Origin of the sequence: Thalassospira lucentensis MCCC 1A00383 = DSM 14000 (assembly GCF_000421265.1) — a bacterium.
Lineage (GTDB): Bacteria > Pseudomonadota > Alphaproteobacteria > Rhodospirillales > Thalassospiraceae > Thalassospira > Thalassospira lucentensis.
Map to the genome: position 1 here is coordinate 173,093 of NZ_ATWN01000005.1, position 20,186 is coordinate 193,278.

A 20,186-nucleotide genomic window follows, 5' to 3' on the forward strand; every position below is an offset into this window, starting at 1 on the left:
AGCAATCGCTGCCCCGTTTTTTAATATTTGATCAGGCGCTAAGCTGGTTCAGAGCAGCATCGAAGGTAACTTCGGTTTTCTCGCCGTTTCTGCGGTTTTTAAGCTCAACCACACCGTTTTTAAGCCCGTTCGGACCAATGACGATCTGCCATGGCAAACCAATCAGGTCCATATCAGCAAATTTGCCACCGGCACGCATGTCACGGTCATCATAAAGAACCTCGATACCAGCATTGGTGAGCTTGGCATAGGCGTCTTCGCAGGCCGCGTCACAAGCATCATCACCAGTACGCAGATTGATCAGGCCAACCTTGTACGGGGCAACCGCGTCGGGCCAGATGATACCGTTTTCGTCATGGGATGCTTCAATGAGCGCACCGACAAGACGTGAAACGCCAATTCCGTAAGACCCCATCTGAACCGGCGTATCCTTGCCATCCGGGCCAAGAACGGTTGCGCCCATCGGTTCGGAATATTTCGCACCGAAATGGAAGATGTGACCAACTTCGATCCCGCGCGTTGTCACCAGATCATCGCCCAATGACTTTACGGCATCCTGTTCTGGATCGTGCATGTCCTCGGTCGCGGCGTAATCTTTAAGTGTCGTCTGCACCCAGCTTTCAAGGCCGGTACGGTCATTGAGGTCAACACCCTGCCCGCTCAGATCTTTTTCCAGCCATTTCTGATCGCAGAAAACTTCACTTTCACCGGTTTCGGCAAGAATGATGAATTCGTGGCTCAAATCACCACCAATCGGGCCGGTATCAGCCACCATCGGGATCGCCTTCACACCCAAACGGGTAAAGGTCCGGCAATAGGCCAGGAAAATCTTGTTATAGGTGTGACGCGCGCTTTCATAGTCGATGTCGAACGAGTAGGCATCCTTCATCAGGAATTCGCGGCCCCGCATCACGCCAAAGCGCGGGCGGATCTCGTCACGGAATTTCCACTGAATGTGATAGAGCATCTGCGGCAGCTGCTTATAAGAACGCACATCATTGCGGAATATATCGGTGATGGCTTCTTCGTTGGTCGGCCCAAACAGCATTTTACGATCATGACGGTCGGTAATGCGCAGCATCTCCAGACCGTAATCATCGTAACGACCACTTTCCTGCCAGAGCTCGGCGGGCTGAATGGTTGGCATCAGCAGTTCGTTAAAGCCGATCTTGTCCTGTTCTTCACGAACGATCTGTTCGATTTTCTTAAGAACACGGTGGCCAAGCGGCAGCCAGGAATAGATACCCGCCGTGAGCTGGCGGACCATACCAGCGCGCAGCATCAAACGGTGAGAAGCAATCTGGGCTTCTGACGGGGTTTCCTTCAGGGTCGGCAGAAAGAACTGGGAAAGACGCATCAATGCCTCGTGATGAACAAATCTGAATTGTTGGGTTTATTAATTACCTTGCCCGGAAAATGCGACAGCATCGCGCGAAACGCAAGCTGGAACTTATGTTATCTGATCGCAGTCTGGTTAGTTTCCAATGATGGCAAAACTACGATTGTCCGCGAAGGCCTGCAACTGTGTGTACAGATTGCCCCCATAACGCCCACCGGGCGGTGTTATCTGAACCCCGCCTGACGACAAGCTTCGATCAGTTCGGCACTTGCACCATCGTCGCCCAGCGGTTGATCGTTAAAATAAACCCGGCCGTTACGATAGGAAATCTTGCCGATGCTTTGCTCGCCACTGGCGCCATCAGGGACGGAAATCCCGGAAAACTCGAAGAAATCAACAGTCACCGGAAACTCAATTTCCTTTGGTAAGGAGTTCAGAATGTTGTTGCCACCGTTAAGATCAGCCGGTGCAACCTTGTTCCCCCGCACATCCACACCCGACTGATAGGCAACATCGTCGTCGGGCACATGTTTGACCAATTGTTTACAGGCCGAACGCGTTACCGTGATGGTTGGCTTGGCGTCTTCGCCCTGCGGCAGTGCTGCAGCATCATTGCCCGCGCCAACGCCATCTTGCTGTGATGACGGGAAAGGAGAATCGGCTTGCGCCCACCCCGTAGAGGGCAAAACAGAAATGAGTGCAACCGATGCCAATGCCTTTAATAGTCTGATGTTAAGATCAGAAACATGGCGCTTAATAGGCTTAGCCAATGAATTACTATTCATCTTTGAGTTTCACCCTATCTGTGTGCAATGCAGCATCGAATCATTTGTGAATATTCGTCAAAACATCTTGCATAAAACGGAAACATGTGGCTTTTTAGTCCTCCGCTAACGGCGCAAGATCGTTGCGGTAGGCGTATCGCAGCCGCTCATAAAATTGCGGGAGGCTTTGTTGCCAATAAGCATACAAGAAGCAGGCGCGACGTCGAATTAAAACCTGTGCTAGATGCCCAGGTCTTAGGAGGAAGCATAAGAAGATTACGGGAAAAACAGCTATAAAAATAGCATCTTAGCAAGATCCTTTGGATCTTGCTTTTTTTTTGGTTTATCGCCTTCTCGATCATTTTTGTGCAGCCCCAAACGACAAAACCCCGCAACATATGTGCGGGGTTTTCTGTTTTGGCAAAGGACCGTAACGCTTATTGTGGCGGACGGACTTCAATCATACCGCTGGTGATCACGAACCATGCCACCACCCATAAAATGCCTGAAATGGCACTGGTGGCCAGAACCTTTTTCCACATATGAGCTTGCTGCGGTGCGCCACTGTCATGACCGGCTTCGACATTTTCGGTGCGTTTGACGCCAAAGGGCAACACCATAAACAGAACCAGCCACCAGATGACGATATAGACCAGAGTTCCGGAAAACCAGTTCATGAAATGCTCTTTTTGTTGATGATGAAGCGTGTGTCGATCACTTGATCAGATTGCGGGGCGGTTAATCGGGAGCCCCACAATCAGCTAAACCTGTTCGAGTTCAACCAGTGTGCCGTTGAAGTCCTTGGGATGCAGGAAAAGAACCGGTTTGCCATGCGCCCCGATTTTCGGATCCCCGTCGCCAAGTACCCGCGCGCCAGTCGCTTTAAGCTTATCACGCGCGGCCAGAATATCATCGACCTCGTAACAGACATGATGAATACCGCCAGAGGTGTTCTTTTCAAGGAACCCCTTGATCGGGGAATTTTCCCCCAGCGGATACAACAATTCAATCTTGGTGTTGGGCAGTTCAACAAAAACGACCGTCACCCCGTGATCCGGTTCATCTTGCGGTTCGGAGACCTTAGCCCCCAGCACATCGCGATATTGCGCAATGCTTGCCTCAAGGTCGGGGACTGCGATGGCGACATGGTTCAGCCGTCCGATCATATTCTTACTCCTGCAAAGTGATCTGCCCGATCACTTCTAATCTAGGTTAGCGTTAGCACCCGTGACAATTGCCCATTTGGTCGAATATGGCCACCAAACGGGATTTCAAAGCCCCTTGCTATTCCTTAACGCGGACCAGATGGACTTCGATCAGCGGACGCTTCCCAAGACGCTGACGCACAGGACGGCGCAAGGCTTGGCGGATCGCCAGGATCACAGCAGAATCATCAAGGACTTCCTCATCCCCCAACCGATCTACCCGATTGCCGATCTCAGCAGCAAAATGATCAAGACGGACATCGTCATCGGGCTCATCAAACAGGCTTGGTGCGGTGATCATGGGATCCTTGACCATTTCGCCAAACTGATTGAGCACCACGGTGACAAACATCACGCCATTCCAAACGATACGATTGCGGTTACGGATGGTGTTTGCATCACGTTTGAGCAAACGACCGCCATCAAGCGCAAGAATGCCAGCTTCGGCCACACCAATGACCTGCGAATTGCCCGGCGACAGGCGAATGACCGTCCCGTCATGCGGGATCACCTGTTCTGGGATCTGGCATTCCGCCCCAAGGGCGGCCTGTTCGCATAAATGGCGGGTTTCGCCGTGCACAGGGATCAGGATTTTCGGACGAGTCAATTGATACATCCGCGCCAAGTCCTGACGGCCCGGATGCCCCGATACGTGGATCGGTTCATCGCGTGCGGTGATGACCTTAATGCCACGACGGATCAAAAGGTTCTGGATATAGCCGATAGATTTTTCATTGCCGGGAATCTCACGCGCAGAGAACACCACTGTATCGCCCGGATCGAGTTCGACCATCGGGTGATCGCCCTTGGCAATGCGCGAAAGTGCAGCACGCGGTTCGCCCTGTGACCCGGTGCAGAGAAACAGCACCTGATCCTTAGGCACTTCCATCGCGTCCTGATCGGTCAGAAGGTTCGGATAGGATGTCAGATAGCCAACTTCGCGGGCTGCCTCGGTCACACGGTACAGCGAGCGCCCGACCAAACCAACACACCGGTTGTTTTCGTGGGCGGCTTCGATCACAGACTGCAGACGCGCAACATTCGTGGCAAAACACGCAATCGCGATGCGTCCTTGCGGATGTTCGGCGAATAATTTCGACAGATTCTTGGCAACATCACCTTCGGAGCCGGCTTGGCCTTCGGAAAAGACATTGGTTGAGTCACAGACCAGCGCCATAACACCCTCGTCGCCAAGCTCTTCGAGCTTTTTGACATCGGATGCTTCGCCAATCTGCGGATCAGGGTCAAATTTCCAGTCGCCGGTATGAACGATCAACCCCTTGGGCGTGCGAATGGCCAAGGCATTAGGCTCAAGGATCGAATGGGTCATGGTGACAAACTCGATGTCAAAGCACCCCAAGGTAAACCGGCCGCCCAGTTCGATCACATGGATCGGAACTTCGTCGGCAAAATCGGTTTCCGAGAGCTTGGCTTTGAGGAATGCTGCGGCAAAGGGCGTCGCATAGATCGGGCACTTAAGGCGTTTCCACAAATACGGAATGGCCCCAAGGTGATCTTCGTGTGCGTGGGTCAGAACCAGCCCCAGAAGCTTGTCCTTACGCTCCTCGATAAAGGTTGGGTCGGGCATGACGACATCGACACCCGGCAGGCCTTCCTCGCCAAAGGAAACCCCCATATCGACCATCAACCACTGATCATCATACCCGTAAAGGTTCATGTTCATGCCGATCTCGCCAGAACCGCCTAGCGGCACAAACAGCACTTCGTCTTTTGGCAAATACAAATCCACGGACGGTCTTCCTTTACATTCGGCATTCTGATCAGGCGGGGCTTATGCCCCTGCCCGGTGCAAACCCTTATTGGGCCTGAGTATCTTGTTCCTGGCTGTTGCGACGGTAAATCATCAACAGGCCAAGCATGGTCAAATCGCCATGCAAATGCTCAATTTCGTCTACTGCCTTGGTAAACAGTGGCGCAAGCCCACCGGTTGCAACCACCTTGATGGTTTCAAGGCCCTGCTGTTGGCGAATACGCGCGAGCAACCCTTCGATCATCGAAACATAGCCCCAATACACGCCAGACTGCATGGCTTCAACGGTGTTTTTACCGACAACATTGCGCGGGGCTTCAATTGCGACCATCGGCAACTGGGCGGCTGCCATATGCAATGCCTTGATCGACAGATTGACACCGGGCGCAATCACGCCACCAAGGTAGTCGCCGTTGTGATCAACAACGTCAAAGGTGGTCGCAGTTCCGAAATCGAGAACCACAAGCGGACCACCAAACAGCTTATGGGCGGCAACCGCATTGACAAGACGGTCAGCCCCAACTTCGCTTGGTCGGTCCATGATGATGTTCATGTCCAGTTTAACATCCGGATCGCCAACCACCATCGGATCAACATTGAAATACCGACGACACAGGGTCTTTAAGCTAAATTCCGCGGCCGGTACCACCGTTGCGATAATCGCCCCGGAAATGGCATCAACCGGCACGTCTGAGAGCGTGAACAGATGATGCAGCCAAACACCCAATTCATCGGCAGTACGTTCGGTTGTGGTCGAGCAACGCCATTGCCCCTTGATGGTATCTCCATCAAAGACAGCAAAAACGATATTTGTGTTCCCGGCATCAATCGCAAGCAACATGAAGCTTACACGCCTCCACTTCGCAGCAAGATATTATTCAATTTAGGCCCTGAAGAAAACTTCGCCAGCACCAATTCGATGCTCGAACCCGCTGCCTTCTCTTAGGATAAGGGAACCATCATCATCAAGTCCGACGAAAGTCCCCTGCAACTCGCGTTCTGTCAATCGGGCAACAACCGGCTCGCCGATCCCATATCCCCGTGTCAGCCACGCTTCGCGGATTGGCGTAAAGCCCTGCTGTTCCCAGATCGGCAACCAGTATGCAATACGTTCAACATAGACCGAAACAAGTTCATGAACCGAAACCGGTGCCCCAAGGGATGCAAGCGAGGTTGCCGGACGTTCGGAATCGTCTGGATAAAACGCCACATTCACCCCTGTCCCAATGACCAGATAATCGGTCGACGACAGGTGGTTGGATGCACTTTCAAGAAGAATACCGCAAATCTTATGCCCATTGACCATCAGATCGTTGGGCCATTTGCAGTCAGGTCGGACCTGCATCCCCGTGATCGTTTCAATCGCCTCGGCCATGGCAACGGCAATCAGGAACGTCAGGCGTGCGGCCTCGGCAAGTGAACAGGTCGGACGCAGCAACAACGACGAATACAGGTTGCCCACCGGGGACGACCATGCCCGCCCGCGGCGACCGCGACCGGACGTTTGAGTTCTGGCTAAAACAAGGGCGCCACTCTGGGCGCCCTTGTCTGCGAGGCGTTTGGCCTCTTCATTTGTGTTGTCGACCGAGTCCAGTTGGTGAAGGTAGAAACCTTCTGGAAGACGGATCGTGTTCGACTTCATACTTACTGGCCGAACAGTGAGGCGGCAGCAATGGCTGCGCTATCCATCAACGGGTTCGGGAAGAAGACAAAGGCCAGAATGGCAATCGTGGCAACCGCCATGATAACGTTCATTTCCGTGCCATTGCGATCAAACCCTTCGACCGGCTCGTCGAAATACATGACCTTGATGATGCGCAGATAGTAGTACGCACTGACAACCGAGGTCACCAGACCAATGACAGCCAACGTCACAAGACCAGCATCAACGGCGGCCTTAAAGACATAGAACTTGCCAAAGAACCCGGCGAGCGGCGGAATACCAGCCATCGAGAACATCAAGATTGCGGTAATCGCTGCCATCAGCGGTTTGGTTTTGGCCAGACCGGCAAGATCGGTGATTTCCTCATTCATGCGATCATTACGACGCATGCAGAGGATCACGGCAAACGTGCCCAGGTTCATCACAAGGTAAATCCCCAGATAAACCAGAACGCCGGTCACACCTTCCTCGGTGCCTGCGGCCAGACCGACAAGCGCAAACCCAACGTGACCGATGGACGAATAGGCCATCAGACGTTTGATGTTTTCCTGACGCAAGGCGGCAAACGAACCAACAAGCATCGACAGGATCGAGATCAGAACGATGATCTGCTGCCAGTCTGCAACAACGCTGCCAAACGGCCCAATCGCAACACGGACAAACAGTGCAAGACCCGCGATCTTTGGCGCGACCGCAAAGAATGCCGTTACCGGGGTTGGTGCACCTTCATAAACGTCGGGCGTCCACATGTGGAACGGCACGGCGGAAATCTTGAAACACAGACCGGCAAACATGAATGCCAGACCAACCATTGCCCCAACCGGCAGATCACCGCCCGTAAGGGTATCGGCAAGAACTGCGAAATTGGTGGTCCCGGTAAAGCCATAGACCATCGACATGCCATACAGCAGCATGCCCGAGGCAATCGAGCCAAGGATAAAGTATTTCAAGCCCGATTCTGTCGACCGGATCGTGTCACGGCGGATCGCAGCAACCACGTAAAGTGCCAGCGACTGCAGTTCCAGACCAAGATACAGCGACATCATGTCGGATGCCGAAACCATCGCCATCATGCCAACTGTGGCAAGAGTGATCAGGATCGGAAACTCGAAACGAGCCATGTTTTCACGTTCGGCAAACTTCATCGACATGATGATGCCGACACTTGAGCCGATCAGGATCATGACTTTGCAGAACTGTGCAAAGGCGTCTGCCGTGAACTGGCCAAAGAAGGCAGGACCGCCCTCGCCCGTCACCACAAGGATGACGGTGATGATCTGGGCGGCAACAGCCAGCCAGGACACGGTACGGAACGCTTTGTCCTTGCCGGCGAAAACCCCAAGCATCAACAGAGCCAAGGCAGAGACTGCCATAAAGATTTCGGGCAGTGCGGCCCCGAGGTTGAGCATAGAAACTCCCATGATCATTCCCCTCAATTCACAGCCAGCTGGGCGGCACTAGCCGCGGCAGCTTGGGCCGTTTCGACCTGGTTGACGAGGTTCTCAACCGAGACATGCATGATGTCGAGGAAGGAGACCGGATAGACCCCCATCCAAACAACAACGATCACAAGCGGTGCAAAAAGCAGCCATTCACGCGGGCTCAGATCGAGGATCGATTTGAGGTTATCCTTTGTCAGGGCCCCAAAGATAATCCGGCGATAGAGATAAAGCGCATAGGCCGCACCAAGGATCAGACCGGTTGCAGCAAAGAACGCGACCCAGGTGTTGGCTTCAAATGCACCGAGCAACGTCAGGATTTCACCAACGAAACCACCGGTACCCGGAAGACCAACAGATGCCATGGTAAAGAACATGAAGATCAGCGCGTAGCTTGGCATGCGATGAACCAGACCGCCATAAGCGTCGATTTCGCGGGTGTGGATGCGGTCATAGACGACACCAACACACAGGAACAACGCGCCCGAGACCACACCGTGGCTGAGCATCTGGAAGATCGAACCTTCGATACCGTGCTGATTAAAGGTGAAGGCACCGATCGTCACAATCCCCATATGGGCAACCGACGAATAGGCAATCAGCTTTTTCATGTCCTGCTGGGCAAGGGCCACAAGAGACGTATAGATGATTGCAACAATCGACAGGGTGAAGATCAGCGGTGCAAAGGTTTCAGACGCCAGTGGCATCATCGGCAACGAGAACCGAAGGAAGCCATAGCCACCCATTTTCAAAAGCACACCAGCCAGAATAACAGAACCAGCTGTTGGTGCTTCGACGTGGGCGTCCGGCAGCCAGGTATGAACCGGCCACATCGGAACTTTCACCGCGAAGGATGCAAAGAACGCCAGCCACAGCCACAACTGCATATTATAGTCGAACCCGTATGCCATCAGGGTCGGGATGTCGGTGGTGCCTGCTTCGAAATACATCGCGAGCAGAGCAACCAGCATCAGGACCGAGCCCAGAAGCGTATAAAGGAACAGCTTGAATGCAGCGTAAACGCGGCGCTGACCGCCCCAGACACCGATGATGATAAACATCGGGATCAGGACGCCTTCGAAGAACAGATAGAACAGCAAACCGTCAAGCGAACTGAACATGCCGATCATCATCGTTTCAAGAACGAGGAAGGCGATCATGTATTCCTTCACGCGCTTTTGGATCGCTTCCCATGCCGACAGAATACAAATCGGTGTCAGGAAGGTCGCAAGCAGGACGAACAGAACGGAAATACCGTCCACGCCCATGTGATAGGAAATGTTCAGGCCCGGCATCCAGTCCGCCTGTTCGACGAACTGGAAGTCAGCAGTTGTTTTATCGAAGTTCACCCACAGCATCAAAGATACAAGGAAGGTGAACACCGACGTCCAAAGCGCAACTCCGCGGGAATTGCGGGCGACATTCGCCTCTTCACCATTGATGAACAGCAGCAGAACTGCGCCCAGCAACGGCAAGAAGGTGACGATCGAAAGAATTGGCCAATCACTCATCGCCCGTTAACCCATCTTCCAAATTGTGTAGGAGACCAGCGCAGCAATGCCAATCAGCATTGCAAATGCATAGTGATAGACAAAACCACTCTGAATGGCGCTGACGCGACGTGCGATGTTACGGCAGGCAGCAGCAACCCCATCAGGGCCACAACCATCAATGATCGCACCATCACCCGATTTCCATAAGCCATAGCCAAGTGCAAAGGCCGGTTTTACGAAAATCTTGTCGTAGAGTTCGTCGAAATACCATTTGTTCAGCACGAAGCGATACAGACCGTTGAAGGTGTTCGCAAGCGTGCGTGGCAGCGACGGAACAAGCTTGTACATCACAACCGCAATGGCAAAGCCGGTAATCATCGCAACAAACGGTGCCAGTTTAACCCAGCCCGGAACATGGTGTGCACTTTCAAGGGCTGTGTGGCCCTCGGCCATGAAGATCGCACCGTTCCAGAAGTTCAGCATTTCTTCGTAGTTGCCACCACCGAACCAGTCCTTGGCAAACCAACCGGCAAAGATCGCGCCGACAGCCAGGAACAGAAGCGGTGCTGTCATGACAGCCGGGCTTTCATGCACATGGGCCATGGTCCGTTCATCAGCGCGCGGGGCACCAAAGAAGGTCATGAAGATCAGACGCCAGCTATAGAACGAGGTCATAAGGGCCGCAAGGATCCCGGCCCAGAAGGCATAAAGACCAACATTGGTATGGGCAGCATAGGCACTTTCGATGACCAGATCCTTGGAATAGAAGCCCGCAAGACCCGGAACACCGGTGATGGCCAGCGTACCGATCATCATCACACCAAAGGTCAGCGGAACCATTTTCCAGATGCCACCCATTTTGCGCATGTCCTGTTCATCAGACATCGCATGAATGACCGAACCGGCCCCAAGGAACAGAAGCGCCTTAAAGAAACCATGTGTCATCAGGTGGAACACACCCGCAGAATAAGCCGACACACCGCAGGCAAAGAACATATAGCCGAGCTGCGAACAGGTCGAATAGGCAATGACGCGTTTGATGTCGTTCTGAACACAGCCGATGGTCGCCGCAAAGAACGCGGTCGACGCACCAACGATGGTAACGATCATCAAGGTGGTTTCCGCATATTCAAAGATCGGCGACAGACGCGCGACCATGAACACACCGGCCGTCACCATGGTTGCCGCGTGAATAAGTGCGGAAACCGGGGTTGGGCCTTCCATTGCGTCAGGCAACCAAGTGTGCAGACCAAGCTGTGCCGATTTACCCATCGCACCGATAAACAGCAGGAAGCAGGTAATTTCCAAAGCCGAGAATTCATGACCAAGGAACATCAGCGTCGTGCCGGCGACTTCTTCGGCATTGCCAAAGATCACGTCGAACTGAACGCTATCAAACAGCACATAGACCGCAAAGATACCAAGGGCAAAGCCAAAGTCACCAACGCGGTTAACAAGGAATGCCTTGATCGCAGCGGCGGACGCCGACGGTTTGGAATACCAGAAACCGATCAGAAGGTAGGACGCAAGCCCCACACCTTCCCAACCAAAGAACAGCTGGATCAGGTTGTCGGCGGTAATCAGCATCAACATCGCAAAGGTGAACAAGCTGAGATACGCCATAAAGCGCGGCTTGTCCGGGTCATGCGACATATAGCCGATGGAATAGATGTGAACCATCGAGGAAACACCGGTCACAACAATCAGCATCACACAGGTCAGCGTATCAATACGCAGGGCCCATGAGACATCAAAGTTGCCCGAGGTAATCCAGGTAAACAGTTCAATCGTCACCGGGTTGCCGCCAAGTGCAACATCGACAAAGGCAAAGATCGAAATGATAAAGGAAATCACCACGCCGCAAACGGTGACAAGCTGTGCCACGCGGTCGGCTGAGGAAACACCATGATGGTGATGACCGTGCGCGTCATGCAGGGCATCTTTCGCGGTCGACATGGCGCCGACCAGCGTGATGGTCCCGGCAATGGCTGCCGCGATCAGGGGCAGGAATACAATCAACGGATACATATCTGCCTTACCCCTTCATCATGTTGATATCTTCAACCGCGATGGTGCCGCGGTTACGGAAGTAGACGACCAGGATCGCCAGACCAATTGCAGCTTCGGCCGCCGCAACCGTCAGAACGAAGATGGTGAAAACCTGACCGACGAGGTCGCCAAGGAACGACGAGAACGCCACAAAGTTGATATTGACCGCCAACAGCATCAGTTCGATCGACATCATGATGATGATGACGTTCTTACGGTTCATAAAGATGCCGAAGATCCCGAGTGTGAAAAGGATCGCCGCGACGGTCAGATAATGTGCAAGACCGATTTCCATCAGATCCCCCTTCCGACCGGAACTTTTTTGATTTCAAGCGTATCAGCGCGGGTACGCTTGACCTGCTCGGAGATTTTCTGACGGCGGACACCTTCACGGTGACGCAGCGTCAAAACAATTGCGCCAATCATCGCAACAAGCAGAACCAGTCCAGCCGACTGGAAGATGTATGCGTAATCGGTATAGATCAAACGACCAAGTGCCTCGACATTTCCGACCCCTGCGGGCGTTGGCTGGGCAAGAACCGCAACCGCCTCGTCGGTCAGCGTCCATCCGGCACCGACAAACGCCAGTTCGACGAACAGAACAACCGCGATCAGAACCCCGATCGGCAGGTAGTTCAGGAAACCCTGGCGCATTTCAACAAAGTTGATGTCCAGCATCATCACAACGAACAGGAACAGAACCGCGACCGCGCCGACATAGACGACGACGAGCAGCATGGCGAGAAACTCAGCACCCAGCAGGACGAAAAGCCCGGCTGCGTTAAAGAATGTCAAGATCAGCAACAGTACCGAATGCACCGGGTTGCGAACGGTCACAACCGCTGTCGCGGACAGAACCGCGATGGTAGCAAACAGGTAAAAAGCCAAAGCCTGTACGACCATAAGGTACCCCCTTGGCGAATCGTTGCCGCCCCATTGGCAAACAACGATCCATGAACTCTCTTTATAACGATCAGACGCGACACTTACCGATAAGGTGCGTCTGCCTCCAATCGTGCAGCAAGCTCGGCTTCCCAGCGCTCGCCGTTTTCGAGAAGCTTGTCTTTGTCATAAAGAAGCTCCTCGCGGTTTTCGGTTGCGAACTCAAAGTTCGGACCTTCAACGATGGCATCCACCGGGCAGGCTTCTTCGCAGAAACCGCAATAGATGCATTTCGTCATATCAATGTCGTAGCGGGTTGTACGACGTGAACCATCGTCACGCGGCTCTACCTCAATGGTAATGGCCTGTGCCGGGCAAATTGCTTCACACAGTTTACATGCAATGCAGCGCTCTTCGCCGTTCGGGTAGCGGCGCAGGGCATGTTCACCACGGAAACGCGGGCTCAGCGGGCCTTTCTCATACGGGTAGTTCAGCGTCACTTTTGGCTTGAACATATATTTCAAGGTGAGCGCCATACCCGATACGAGTTCCGCGAGCAGGAAGCTCCGGGCCGTCCGATCAATAAATGACATCGTTTACCTCTCTCTTTCCGATGCGCGGCGATCAGGCCGGGACCTTGTCAAAAACTACCAGGAACGTAGCAACGAGCATGACCCAGGCAAACGACAGCGGCAGGAAGATTTTCCAACCCAGACGCATCAGCTGGTCATAACGGTAACGCGGGAATGTTGCACGGACCCAAAGGAAGATGAACAGAACGAAACAGATCTTCAGAATGAACCAGATCGCGCCCGGGATGAAGTCAAGGAACGGCAACGGTGCGGTCCAGCCCCCCAGGAACAGAACAGCACACAGGCCGCTCATCAGGATCATGTTGGCGTATTCACCCAGGAAGAACAGCGCAAAGGTCATTGCCGAATAATCGACGTTATAGCCTGAAACCAGTTCTGCTTCCGCTTCGGGAAGGTCAAACGGTGCGCGGTTGGTTTCTGCCAGGATGGACACGATGAAGACGATGAACATCGGGAAGTGATAGACAAAGTTCCACTCCCATACGCCGCCAATCTGGCCGCGTACGATGTCGCTCAGGTTCAGCGAGCCGGTTGTAAGCAGAACCGAGATGATGATCAGGCCAATCGAAATCTCGTACGAGACCATTTGGGCGCCAGAACGCAGCGCGCCGAGGAATGCGTATTTGGAGTTCGAAGCCCAACCGGCCATCACGATGCCATAGACACCCAGCGAAGAAATCGCGAACAGGTACAGAATACCAACGTTCAAATCTGCCAGAACCATGCCCTCGTCGAACGGAATAACCGCCCAGGCAATGATGGCCAGAATGAAGGTCAGCATCGGGGCGATGATGAACACGCCCTTGTTTGCACTTGTCGGAATGATTGTTTCTTTCAGAAACAGCTTCAGACCATCGGCAAGCGGTTGCAAAAGGCCAAACGGCCCCACAACGTTCGGGCCCTTACGGAGCTGAATAGCACCGATAACCTTACGCTCAGCGTAGGTCAGATAGGCGACAGCAACCAGCAGCGGGACCACAATCGCCAAAATCTTGGCGACGATCCAGACAAGTGGTTCAATATATCCGTCCCAAAGAAGTTCCATCGGTCAAACCGTATCTTTTGCGTTTCGTCCCTGAATTGGGACACCCCCTTGCGGAATAGGCGACGATCAGATCGCCGCCCCCCTTACTCAGGCAACCTTCTCGGCAGCCGCATCTTTGACAAAGGCCTCAGTACATTTGGCCATCGTCACCGATGCACGGCTGATCGGGTCGGTCATATAGAAATTGCGAACCGGGGACATAAAGCCATCTGACTTCATCTCACCTGCATTACCGAAATCGGTCCATTCGGCCTTGGTCGGAACGTTCAGTGACGCGAAGGTCGGGCTGAGTTCCACCATGCGCGCACGAACGGCATCGATATTGTTGTACGGCAGGGTTTTGTCCAACGCACCGGAAAGTGCCCGAACAATCGCCCAATCCTCACGTGCATCACCACGCGGGAAGACTGCACGCCAGCCCTGCTGGGCGCGGCCTTCGGTGTTGACGTAAGTTCCGTTCTTTTCGGTATAGGCAGCACCGGGCAAAATCACGTCCGCTGCCTGCGCACCGGCATCCCCCATTGCACCCTGGTAAATGACAAATGCCTTTTCCAGTTTGCTCATGTCGACTTCGTCGGCACCCAATAGGTAGACAACTTCAACAGCGCCTTTTGCAGCACCATCAAGGATGTCGTTGGTTGCCAGACAGCCCTCACCCGGGACAAAGCCCAGATCAAGACCACCGACGCGCGATGCTGCGGTATGAAGAACGTTAAAGCCGTTCCACTCACCGGCAACCATGCCGAATTTCTCGGCAATTGCGCGGGTTGCGGCCAGAACAGCATCGCCATCTTCGCGGTTCAGAGCGCCCATGCCGACGATGATCATCGGTTTATCGGCGGCTTTAAGAATCTTGGCGAAGTCGTTTTTACCATCAAGAATTTCGGCAAGGGTTTCCGGACCGGCACCAAGATAATCGTTCTTGTAGGTCGGATCCCACTTCTCGCCGATGATACCAACGCGGAAATCACCGTTGGTCGCACGCCAGCGCTTACGCAGGCGGGAATTGATGATTGGTGCTTCGGCGCGCACATTTGCGCCAACGATCAGGCAAGCGTCTGCCTCTTCGATGCCAGCAATGGTGGTGTTAAAGATATAAGAGCTGCGCGGACCGCCAACTTTTGATCCGTCCTGACGACAATCAATGTTCGCAGAACCAAGGCTGCCCATCAGATCTTTAAGCGCCGTCATCGATTCACAATCGACCGTATCCCCGGCAATGGCGGCAATCTTTTTGCCATCCAGACCGGAAACCCTGGCTTTGATCGCGGCAAAGGCTTCGTCCCAGCTTGCCGGAACAAGCTTGCCATCAACACGGACATAAGGACGGTCGAGACGCTGACGTTTCAGGCCATCAATGGCGTAACGGGTTTTGTCCGAAATCCATTCTTCGTTCACGTCTTCGTTGATGCGCGGCAGAACACGCAGAACTTCGGAGCTGCGCGCATCAATGCGAATGTTCGAGCCAACCGCATCCATAACGTCGATGCTGTCGGTTTTCTTCAATTCCCAAGGACGGGCGGTGAACGCATATGGTTTTGAGGTCAAGGCACCAACCGGGCAAAGATCAATCAGGTTGCCCGAAAGTTCGGAATTGATCGATGCTTCGATGTAAGGCCCGACTTCGGTATCTTCGCCGCGGTAAACAGCACCCATGGTGCCAACACCGGCGACTTCCTCGGAGAAGCGCACACAACGGGTACAGTGAATGCAACGGGTCATGATCGTTTTAACGATCGGGCCCAGTTCCTTGTCCTTCACGGCACGCTTTTTCTCGGCATAACGTGAAGAGTCAAAACCATAGGCCATGGCCTGATCCTGAAGGTCACATTCGCCACCCTGGTCACAAATCGGGCAATCAAGCGGATGGTTAATCAGCAGGAATTCCATCACGCCATTACGCGCTTTTTTAACCAGATCAGAATCGGTTTTAATCACCATTCCATCTGCTGCAGGCATGGCACAGGATGCGACCGGTTTCGGCGCGCGTTCCATTTCAACCAAACACATACGGCAGTTGCCGGCGATTGACAGGCGTTCGTGATAGCAGAAACGCGGGATTTCCTTACCGGCCTCTTCACAGGCCTGTAGGACTGTCGCCCCGGCTTCTACTTCAACTTCTATACCGTCAACTGTTAGTTTCGGCATGTCTCAATCCCTCTCAACAGGTCCTTCTCAGGCCGCGATCCGCGCGCGATATTCCTTAATCCGACGTTCCATTTCGGGACGGAAATGACGGATAAGGCCCTGAATTGGCCATGCAGCAGCATCGCCAAGCGCACAAATGGTATGGCCCTCGACCTGTTTGGTCACATCCCACAACAGATCAATTTCATCAAGCGTAGCCTCGCCGCGGACCATACGCGTCATCATGCGCATCATCCAACCGGTACCTTCACGGCACGGCGTGCACTGGCCACAGCTTTCATGTTTGTAGAATTCCGACAGACGCGCGATGGCATAGACAATGTCAGTTGACTTATCCATGACAATCACAGCCGCCGTCCCCAGACCCGAGCCCACTTCACGCAGGCCATCAAAGTCCATCAGCACGTCGTCACAAACGTCTTTAGGCATCAGCGGAACAGACGAGCCACCCGGAATAACCGCCAGAAGGTTATCCCAGCCGCCGCGAACACCGCCGCAATGCTTTTCGATCAATTCACGCAGCGGAATGCTCATGGCCTCTTCGACGGTGCACGGCTTTTCGACGTGACCGGAAATGGCAAAAAGCTTGGTGCCGTGATTGTTCTCGCGGCCGAAGCTTGAGAACCACGAACCGCCCCGACGCAAAATGGTCGGAACCGCAGCAATGGATTCAACGTTGTTCACCGTGGTCGGGCAACCATAAAGGCCCGAGTTCGCCGGGAACGGTGGTTTTAGGCGCGGCTGACCTTTTTTACCTTCGAGGCTTTCGATCAATGCGGTTTCTTCGCCGCAGATGTAAGCACCGGCTCCTAGATGCAGGTAAATGTCAAAGTCCCAACCCGACCCACAGGCATTTTTACCAACGAGCCCTGCTTCATATGCCTGATCAATGGCCAGCTGCAGGTTGGATGCCTCGTGATAAAACTCACCACGAATGTAGATGTAAGCCGCATGCGCATTCATCGCAAAGCTGGCCAGAAGGCACCCTTCGATCAGAGTATGCGGATCATTGCGCATGATCTCACGGTCTTTACAGGTGCCCGGCTCGCCCTCATCGGCATTAACGACGAGGTAGCTTGGACGACCATCAGATTCTTTGGGCATGAACGACCATTTAAGGCCGGTCGGGAAACCGGCACCGCCACGACCACGCATCCCCGATGATTTCATTTCATCGATGATCCAGTCGCGACCTTTTTCGATCAAACCCTTGGTACCATCCCAGTTCCCACGTGACTGCGCGCCCTTAAGGCCAAAGTCCTGAAAACCATAAAGGTTGGTAAAGATACGATCCTTATCCTGCAGCATATCAGGCGTCCCCTTTGCTTGCATCGGCGTCCTGCGGTGCAGCACCGCAACCACAGAATGCTTTCAGAACCTTCGGACCATCAAGCGGCTCGCAGCCTTTACGGCCACTTTGCGGGCCGACTTTTGGCTTTTCACCCTTTTTGAGGGCATCAAGGATGGCCTTGGTCGTATCTGCGGTCAGGTCTTCGTAATAATCGTCGTTGATCTGCATCATCGGTGCGTTAACACACGCGCCAAGGCACTCAACTTCGATCATGGTGAACTGACCGTCTTGCGTCGTTTCGCCAACACCAATGCCGAGTTCCTTTTTACAGGTATCGACAACGTCGGCAGAACCGCGAAGCCAGCACGGCGTTGTGGTGCAGACCTGGATGAAGTTCTTACCTACGGGGGCAAGGTTATACATCGTATAGAAGGTCGCAACCTCATAGACACGAATGGCAGGCATTTCGAGCATGTCGGCAAGGTAATCCATTGCGACTGTCGGAACCCAATTGCCTTCGGTCTGACGCTGTGCCAGATCAAGCAACGGCATGACAGCGCTTTGCTGGCGGCCTTCCGGGTACTTGGCGATGATCTTTTTCGCTTTATCCAGATTTTCTGGCGTAAAGGCGAAGCTGACAGGCTGAAGCTCTTTCGGAGCTGGTCTTCTCAAATGGCTCATCGGTCAATCTCACCGAACACGATATCTAGCGACCCGATATTTGCAACGACGTCGGCCAGCATGTGGCCTTTTGACATGAAGTCGATGCCTTGAAGGTGCGGGAACCCCGGGGCGCGGATTTTGCAACGATACGGACGGTTCGAGCCATCCGAAACAAGATAAACACCAAACTCGCCTTTAGGTGCCTCGACCGCGGCATAGCATTCGCCAGCCGGAACGTGGAACCCTTCGGTGAAGAGTTTGAAGTGATGAATAAGGGCTTCCATCGAACGCTTCATCTGCGCGCGCGACGGCGGTGCCACTTTGTTGTTCTGAACAATTACAGGACCATCAGGCATATTCTTGACGGCCTGCTTGATGATTTTCAGAGACTGCCACATTTCTTCGAAACGCACGAGGAAACGGTCATAGCAGTCACCGTTCTTGCCGACCGGAATGTCAAAATCGAAATCTTCGTAAGAGTCGTAAGGCTGCGACTTGCGAAGATCCCATGCCAGACCGGATGCGCGAATATTCGGGCCGGTAAAGCCCCAATCAAGCGCCTCTTCGGCGGTCACGGTTCCGATATCAACCGTACGCTGTTTAAAGATACGGTTGCCGGTAAGAACGCGATCAAAATCGTTCAGGAAGATGTCAAACTGATCAGCCCAGGCATCGATGTCTTCAAGCAAGCCAGCCGGGAGATCGACAGCAACACCGCCCGGACGGAAATAGTTGGCGTGAAGACGGGCACCACAGGCGCGCTCATAGAATTCCATGAGCTTTTCACGTTCTTCAAAGCCCCAGAGAAGCGGCGTCATCGCACCAACGTCGAGCGCAAACGCCGTCATGTTCAGGATATGGTTCAGGATACGACCAATTTCGGCGTACAGAACACGGATATACTGAGCACGTTTGGGAACTTCGACGCCCATCAGCTTTTCGATGGCCAGGCAATAAGCATGTTCCTGGTTCATCGGCGCGACATAGTCGAGACGGTCAAAATACGGCGTTGCCTGAATATAGGTTTTATATTCGATCAGCTTTTCCGTACCACGGTGCAAAAGGCCAATATGGGCATCCGCACGTTCAATGACCTCGCCGTCCATTTCCAGGACCAGACGCAGAACCCCATGAGCCGCAGGGTGCTGCGGACCGAAGTTCATGGTCATATTTTTGATTTTTTGTTCGGACATCAGGCCTTGCCCTCCGCCTTTTCATCGCCCGGAAGAACATTCTGGATGCCTTCCCATGGGCTTTCGAAATCGAAATTGCGGAAATCCTGAACCAGTTTGACCGGCTCATAGACGACGCGCTTCTGCTCATCGTCATAACGAACTTCGACATAACCGGTCAGCGGGAAATCCTTACGCAGCGGATGACCTTCAAAACCGTAATCGGTCAGGAGACGACGGGGATCGGGATGACCGGCAAAGAAGATACCGTACATGTCCCACGTTTCGCGCTCAAACCAGTCGGCGGCGCTGAAAAGCGAGACACAGCTTGGTACCGGGCTTTCTTCGTCAGTCCGTACCTTAACGCGGATGCGCAGGTTATGCTTAAGCGACAGCATGTGGTACACGACGTCGAAACGCTCGGCGCGTTCCGGGTAATCTGCACCACAAACGTCGATAAGCTGCTTGAACAAGCAGCCGGTATCATCCCGAAGGAAGGTCAGAACTTTTAGAATGTCATCGCGCTTGGCAATGACGGTCAACTCGCCGTAACGAATCTCGGTTTCGAGAATTTCGTTTGCAAGCTGGGACACCACAAGATCTTTAAGATCTTTCAATGCGGCGCTGTTATCGCTGAGCAGTTCGCTCATGCAAGCCCCCTATTACGGA

19 protein-coding genes are annotated in these 20,186 nt (G+C 53.5%); all 19 read right to left on the reverse strand.

Going from position 1 to position 20,186, the window contains the following annotated elements; genetic code table 11:
- Positions 1-31: 31 nt before the first annotated feature.
- Positions 32-1,357: a proline--tRNA ligase gene (proS, locus tag K355_RS0111945; protein WP_022732379.1), complete on the reverse strand. Its 1,326-nt coding sequence runs from the start codon at positions 1,355-1,357 to the stop codon at positions 32-34.
- Between the two features lie 206 nt (positions 1,358-1,563).
- The gene (locus K355_RS0111950) at positions 1,564-2,124 is read right to left on the reverse strand and encodes a hypothetical protein (protein WP_022732380.1); all 561 of its coding nucleotides are present in this window, start codon (positions 2,122-2,124) and stop codon (positions 1,564-1,566) included.
- Between the two features lie 416 nt (positions 2,125-2,540).
- On the reverse strand, positions 2,541-2,780 hold the full coding sequence (locus K355_RS0111960; protein ID WP_022732382.1) for a DUF1467 family protein: 240 nt from the start codon (positions 2,778-2,780) through the stop codon (positions 2,541-2,543).
- Positions 2,781-2,864: 84 nt separating this feature from the next.
- On the reverse strand, positions 2,865-3,269 hold the full coding sequence (gene mce, locus K355_RS0111965; protein ID WP_022732383.1) for a methylmalonyl-CoA epimerase: 405 nt from the start codon (positions 3,267-3,269) through the stop codon (positions 2,865-2,867).
- Between the two features lie 118 nt (positions 3,270-3,387).
- Entirely contained in the window at positions 3,388-5,058 is a 1,671-nt protein-coding gene (locus tag K355_RS0111970) for a ribonuclease J (RefSeq protein ID WP_022732384.1), read from the reverse strand.
- A 67-nt stretch (positions 5,059-5,125) separates the two neighbouring features.
- Positions 5,126-5,920, reverse strand: coding sequence for a type III pantothenate kinase (locus tag K355_RS0111975; protein WP_022732385.1), 795 nt, complete (start codon positions 5,918-5,920; stop codon positions 5,126-5,128).
- Between the two features lie 42 nt (positions 5,921-5,962).
- Positions 5,963-6,721: a biotin--[acetyl-CoA-carboxylase] ligase gene (locus tag K355_RS0111980; RefSeq protein ID WP_022732386.1), complete on the reverse strand. Its 759-nt coding sequence runs from the start codon at positions 6,719-6,721 to the stop codon at positions 5,963-5,965.
- A gap of 2 nt (positions 6,722-6,723) precedes the next feature.
- The gene (gene nuoN, locus K355_RS0111985) at positions 6,724-8,163 is read right to left on the reverse strand and encodes an NADH-quinone oxidoreductase subunit NuoN (protein ID WP_033368836.1); all 1,440 of its coding nucleotides are present in this window, start codon (positions 8,161-8,163) and stop codon (positions 6,724-6,726) included.
- An 11-nt stretch (positions 8,164-8,174) separates the two neighbouring features.
- Complete coding sequence (locus tag K355_RS0111990) at positions 8,175-9,692, reverse strand: NADH-quinone oxidoreductase subunit M (protein WP_022732388.1); 1,518 nt, start codon at positions 9,690-9,692, stop codon at positions 8,175-8,177.
- Between the two features lie 6 nt (positions 9,693-9,698).
- Complete coding sequence (nuoL, locus tag K355_RS0111995; RefSeq protein ID WP_022732389.1) at positions 9,699-11,702, reverse strand: NADH-quinone oxidoreductase subunit L; 2,004 nt, start codon at positions 11,700-11,702, stop codon at positions 9,699-9,701.
- A 7-nt stretch (positions 11,703-11,709) separates the two neighbouring features.
- Positions 11,710-12,018 carry an NADH-quinone oxidoreductase subunit NuoK gene (gene nuoK, locus K355_RS0112000; protein WP_022732390.1) on the reverse strand — a complete coding sequence of 103 codons (309 nt, stop codon included), beginning with the start codon at positions 12,016-12,018 and terminating at the stop codon, positions 11,710-11,712.
- Positions 12,018-12,626 carry an NADH-quinone oxidoreductase subunit J gene (locus K355_RS0112005; RefSeq protein WP_022732391.1) on the reverse strand — a complete coding sequence of 203 codons (609 nt, stop codon included), beginning with the start codon at positions 12,624-12,626 and terminating at the stop codon, positions 12,018-12,020. The genes nuoK and K355_RS0112005 overlap by 1 nt, the downstream gene beginning before the upstream one ends.
- 83 nt (positions 12,627-12,709) lie before the next feature.
- Positions 12,710-13,198 carry an NADH-quinone oxidoreductase subunit NuoI gene (gene nuoI, locus K355_RS0112010; protein ID WP_022732392.1) on the reverse strand — a complete coding sequence of 163 codons (489 nt, stop codon included), beginning with the start codon at positions 13,196-13,198 and terminating at the stop codon, positions 12,710-12,712.
- A 31-nt stretch (positions 13,199-13,229) separates the two neighbouring features.
- A complete protein-coding gene (gene nuoH, locus K355_RS0112015; protein ID WP_022732393.1) occupies positions 13,230-14,243 on the reverse strand; it encodes an NADH-quinone oxidoreductase subunit NuoH in 1,014 nt (337 codons plus the stop codon).
- A gap of 87 nt (positions 14,244-14,330) precedes the next feature.
- Entirely contained in the window at positions 14,331-16,391 is a 2,061-nt protein-coding gene (nuoG, locus tag K355_RS0112020) for an NADH-quinone oxidoreductase subunit NuoG (protein WP_022732394.1), read from the reverse strand.
- A gap of 27 nt (positions 16,392-16,418) precedes the next feature.
- Positions 16,419-17,699: an NADH-quinone oxidoreductase subunit NuoF gene (gene nuoF / locus K355_RS0112025; protein ID WP_022732395.1), complete on the reverse strand. Its 1,281-nt coding sequence runs from the start codon at positions 17,697-17,699 to the stop codon at positions 16,419-16,421.
- A 1-nt stretch (position 17,700) separates the two neighbouring features.
- Positions 17,701-18,363: an NADH-quinone oxidoreductase subunit NuoE gene (nuoE, locus tag K355_RS0112030; protein WP_022732396.1), complete on the reverse strand. Its 663-nt coding sequence runs from the start codon at positions 18,361-18,363 to the stop codon at positions 17,701-17,703.
- Positions 18,360-19,538, reverse strand: a complete 1,179-nt coding sequence (locus tag K355_RS0112035; protein WP_022732397.1) for an NADH-quinone oxidoreductase subunit D — start codon at positions 19,536-19,538, stop codon at positions 18,360-18,362. The genes nuoE and K355_RS0112035 overlap by 4 nt, the downstream gene beginning before the upstream one ends.
- The gene (locus K355_RS0112040) at positions 19,538-20,167 is read right to left on the reverse strand and encodes an NADH-quinone oxidoreductase subunit C (protein ID WP_022732398.1); all 630 of its coding nucleotides are present in this window, start codon (positions 20,165-20,167) and stop codon (positions 19,538-19,540) included. The genes K355_RS0112035 and K355_RS0112040 overlap by 1 nt, the downstream gene beginning before the upstream one ends.
- Between the last annotated feature and the right edge of the window lie 19 nt (positions 20,168-20,186).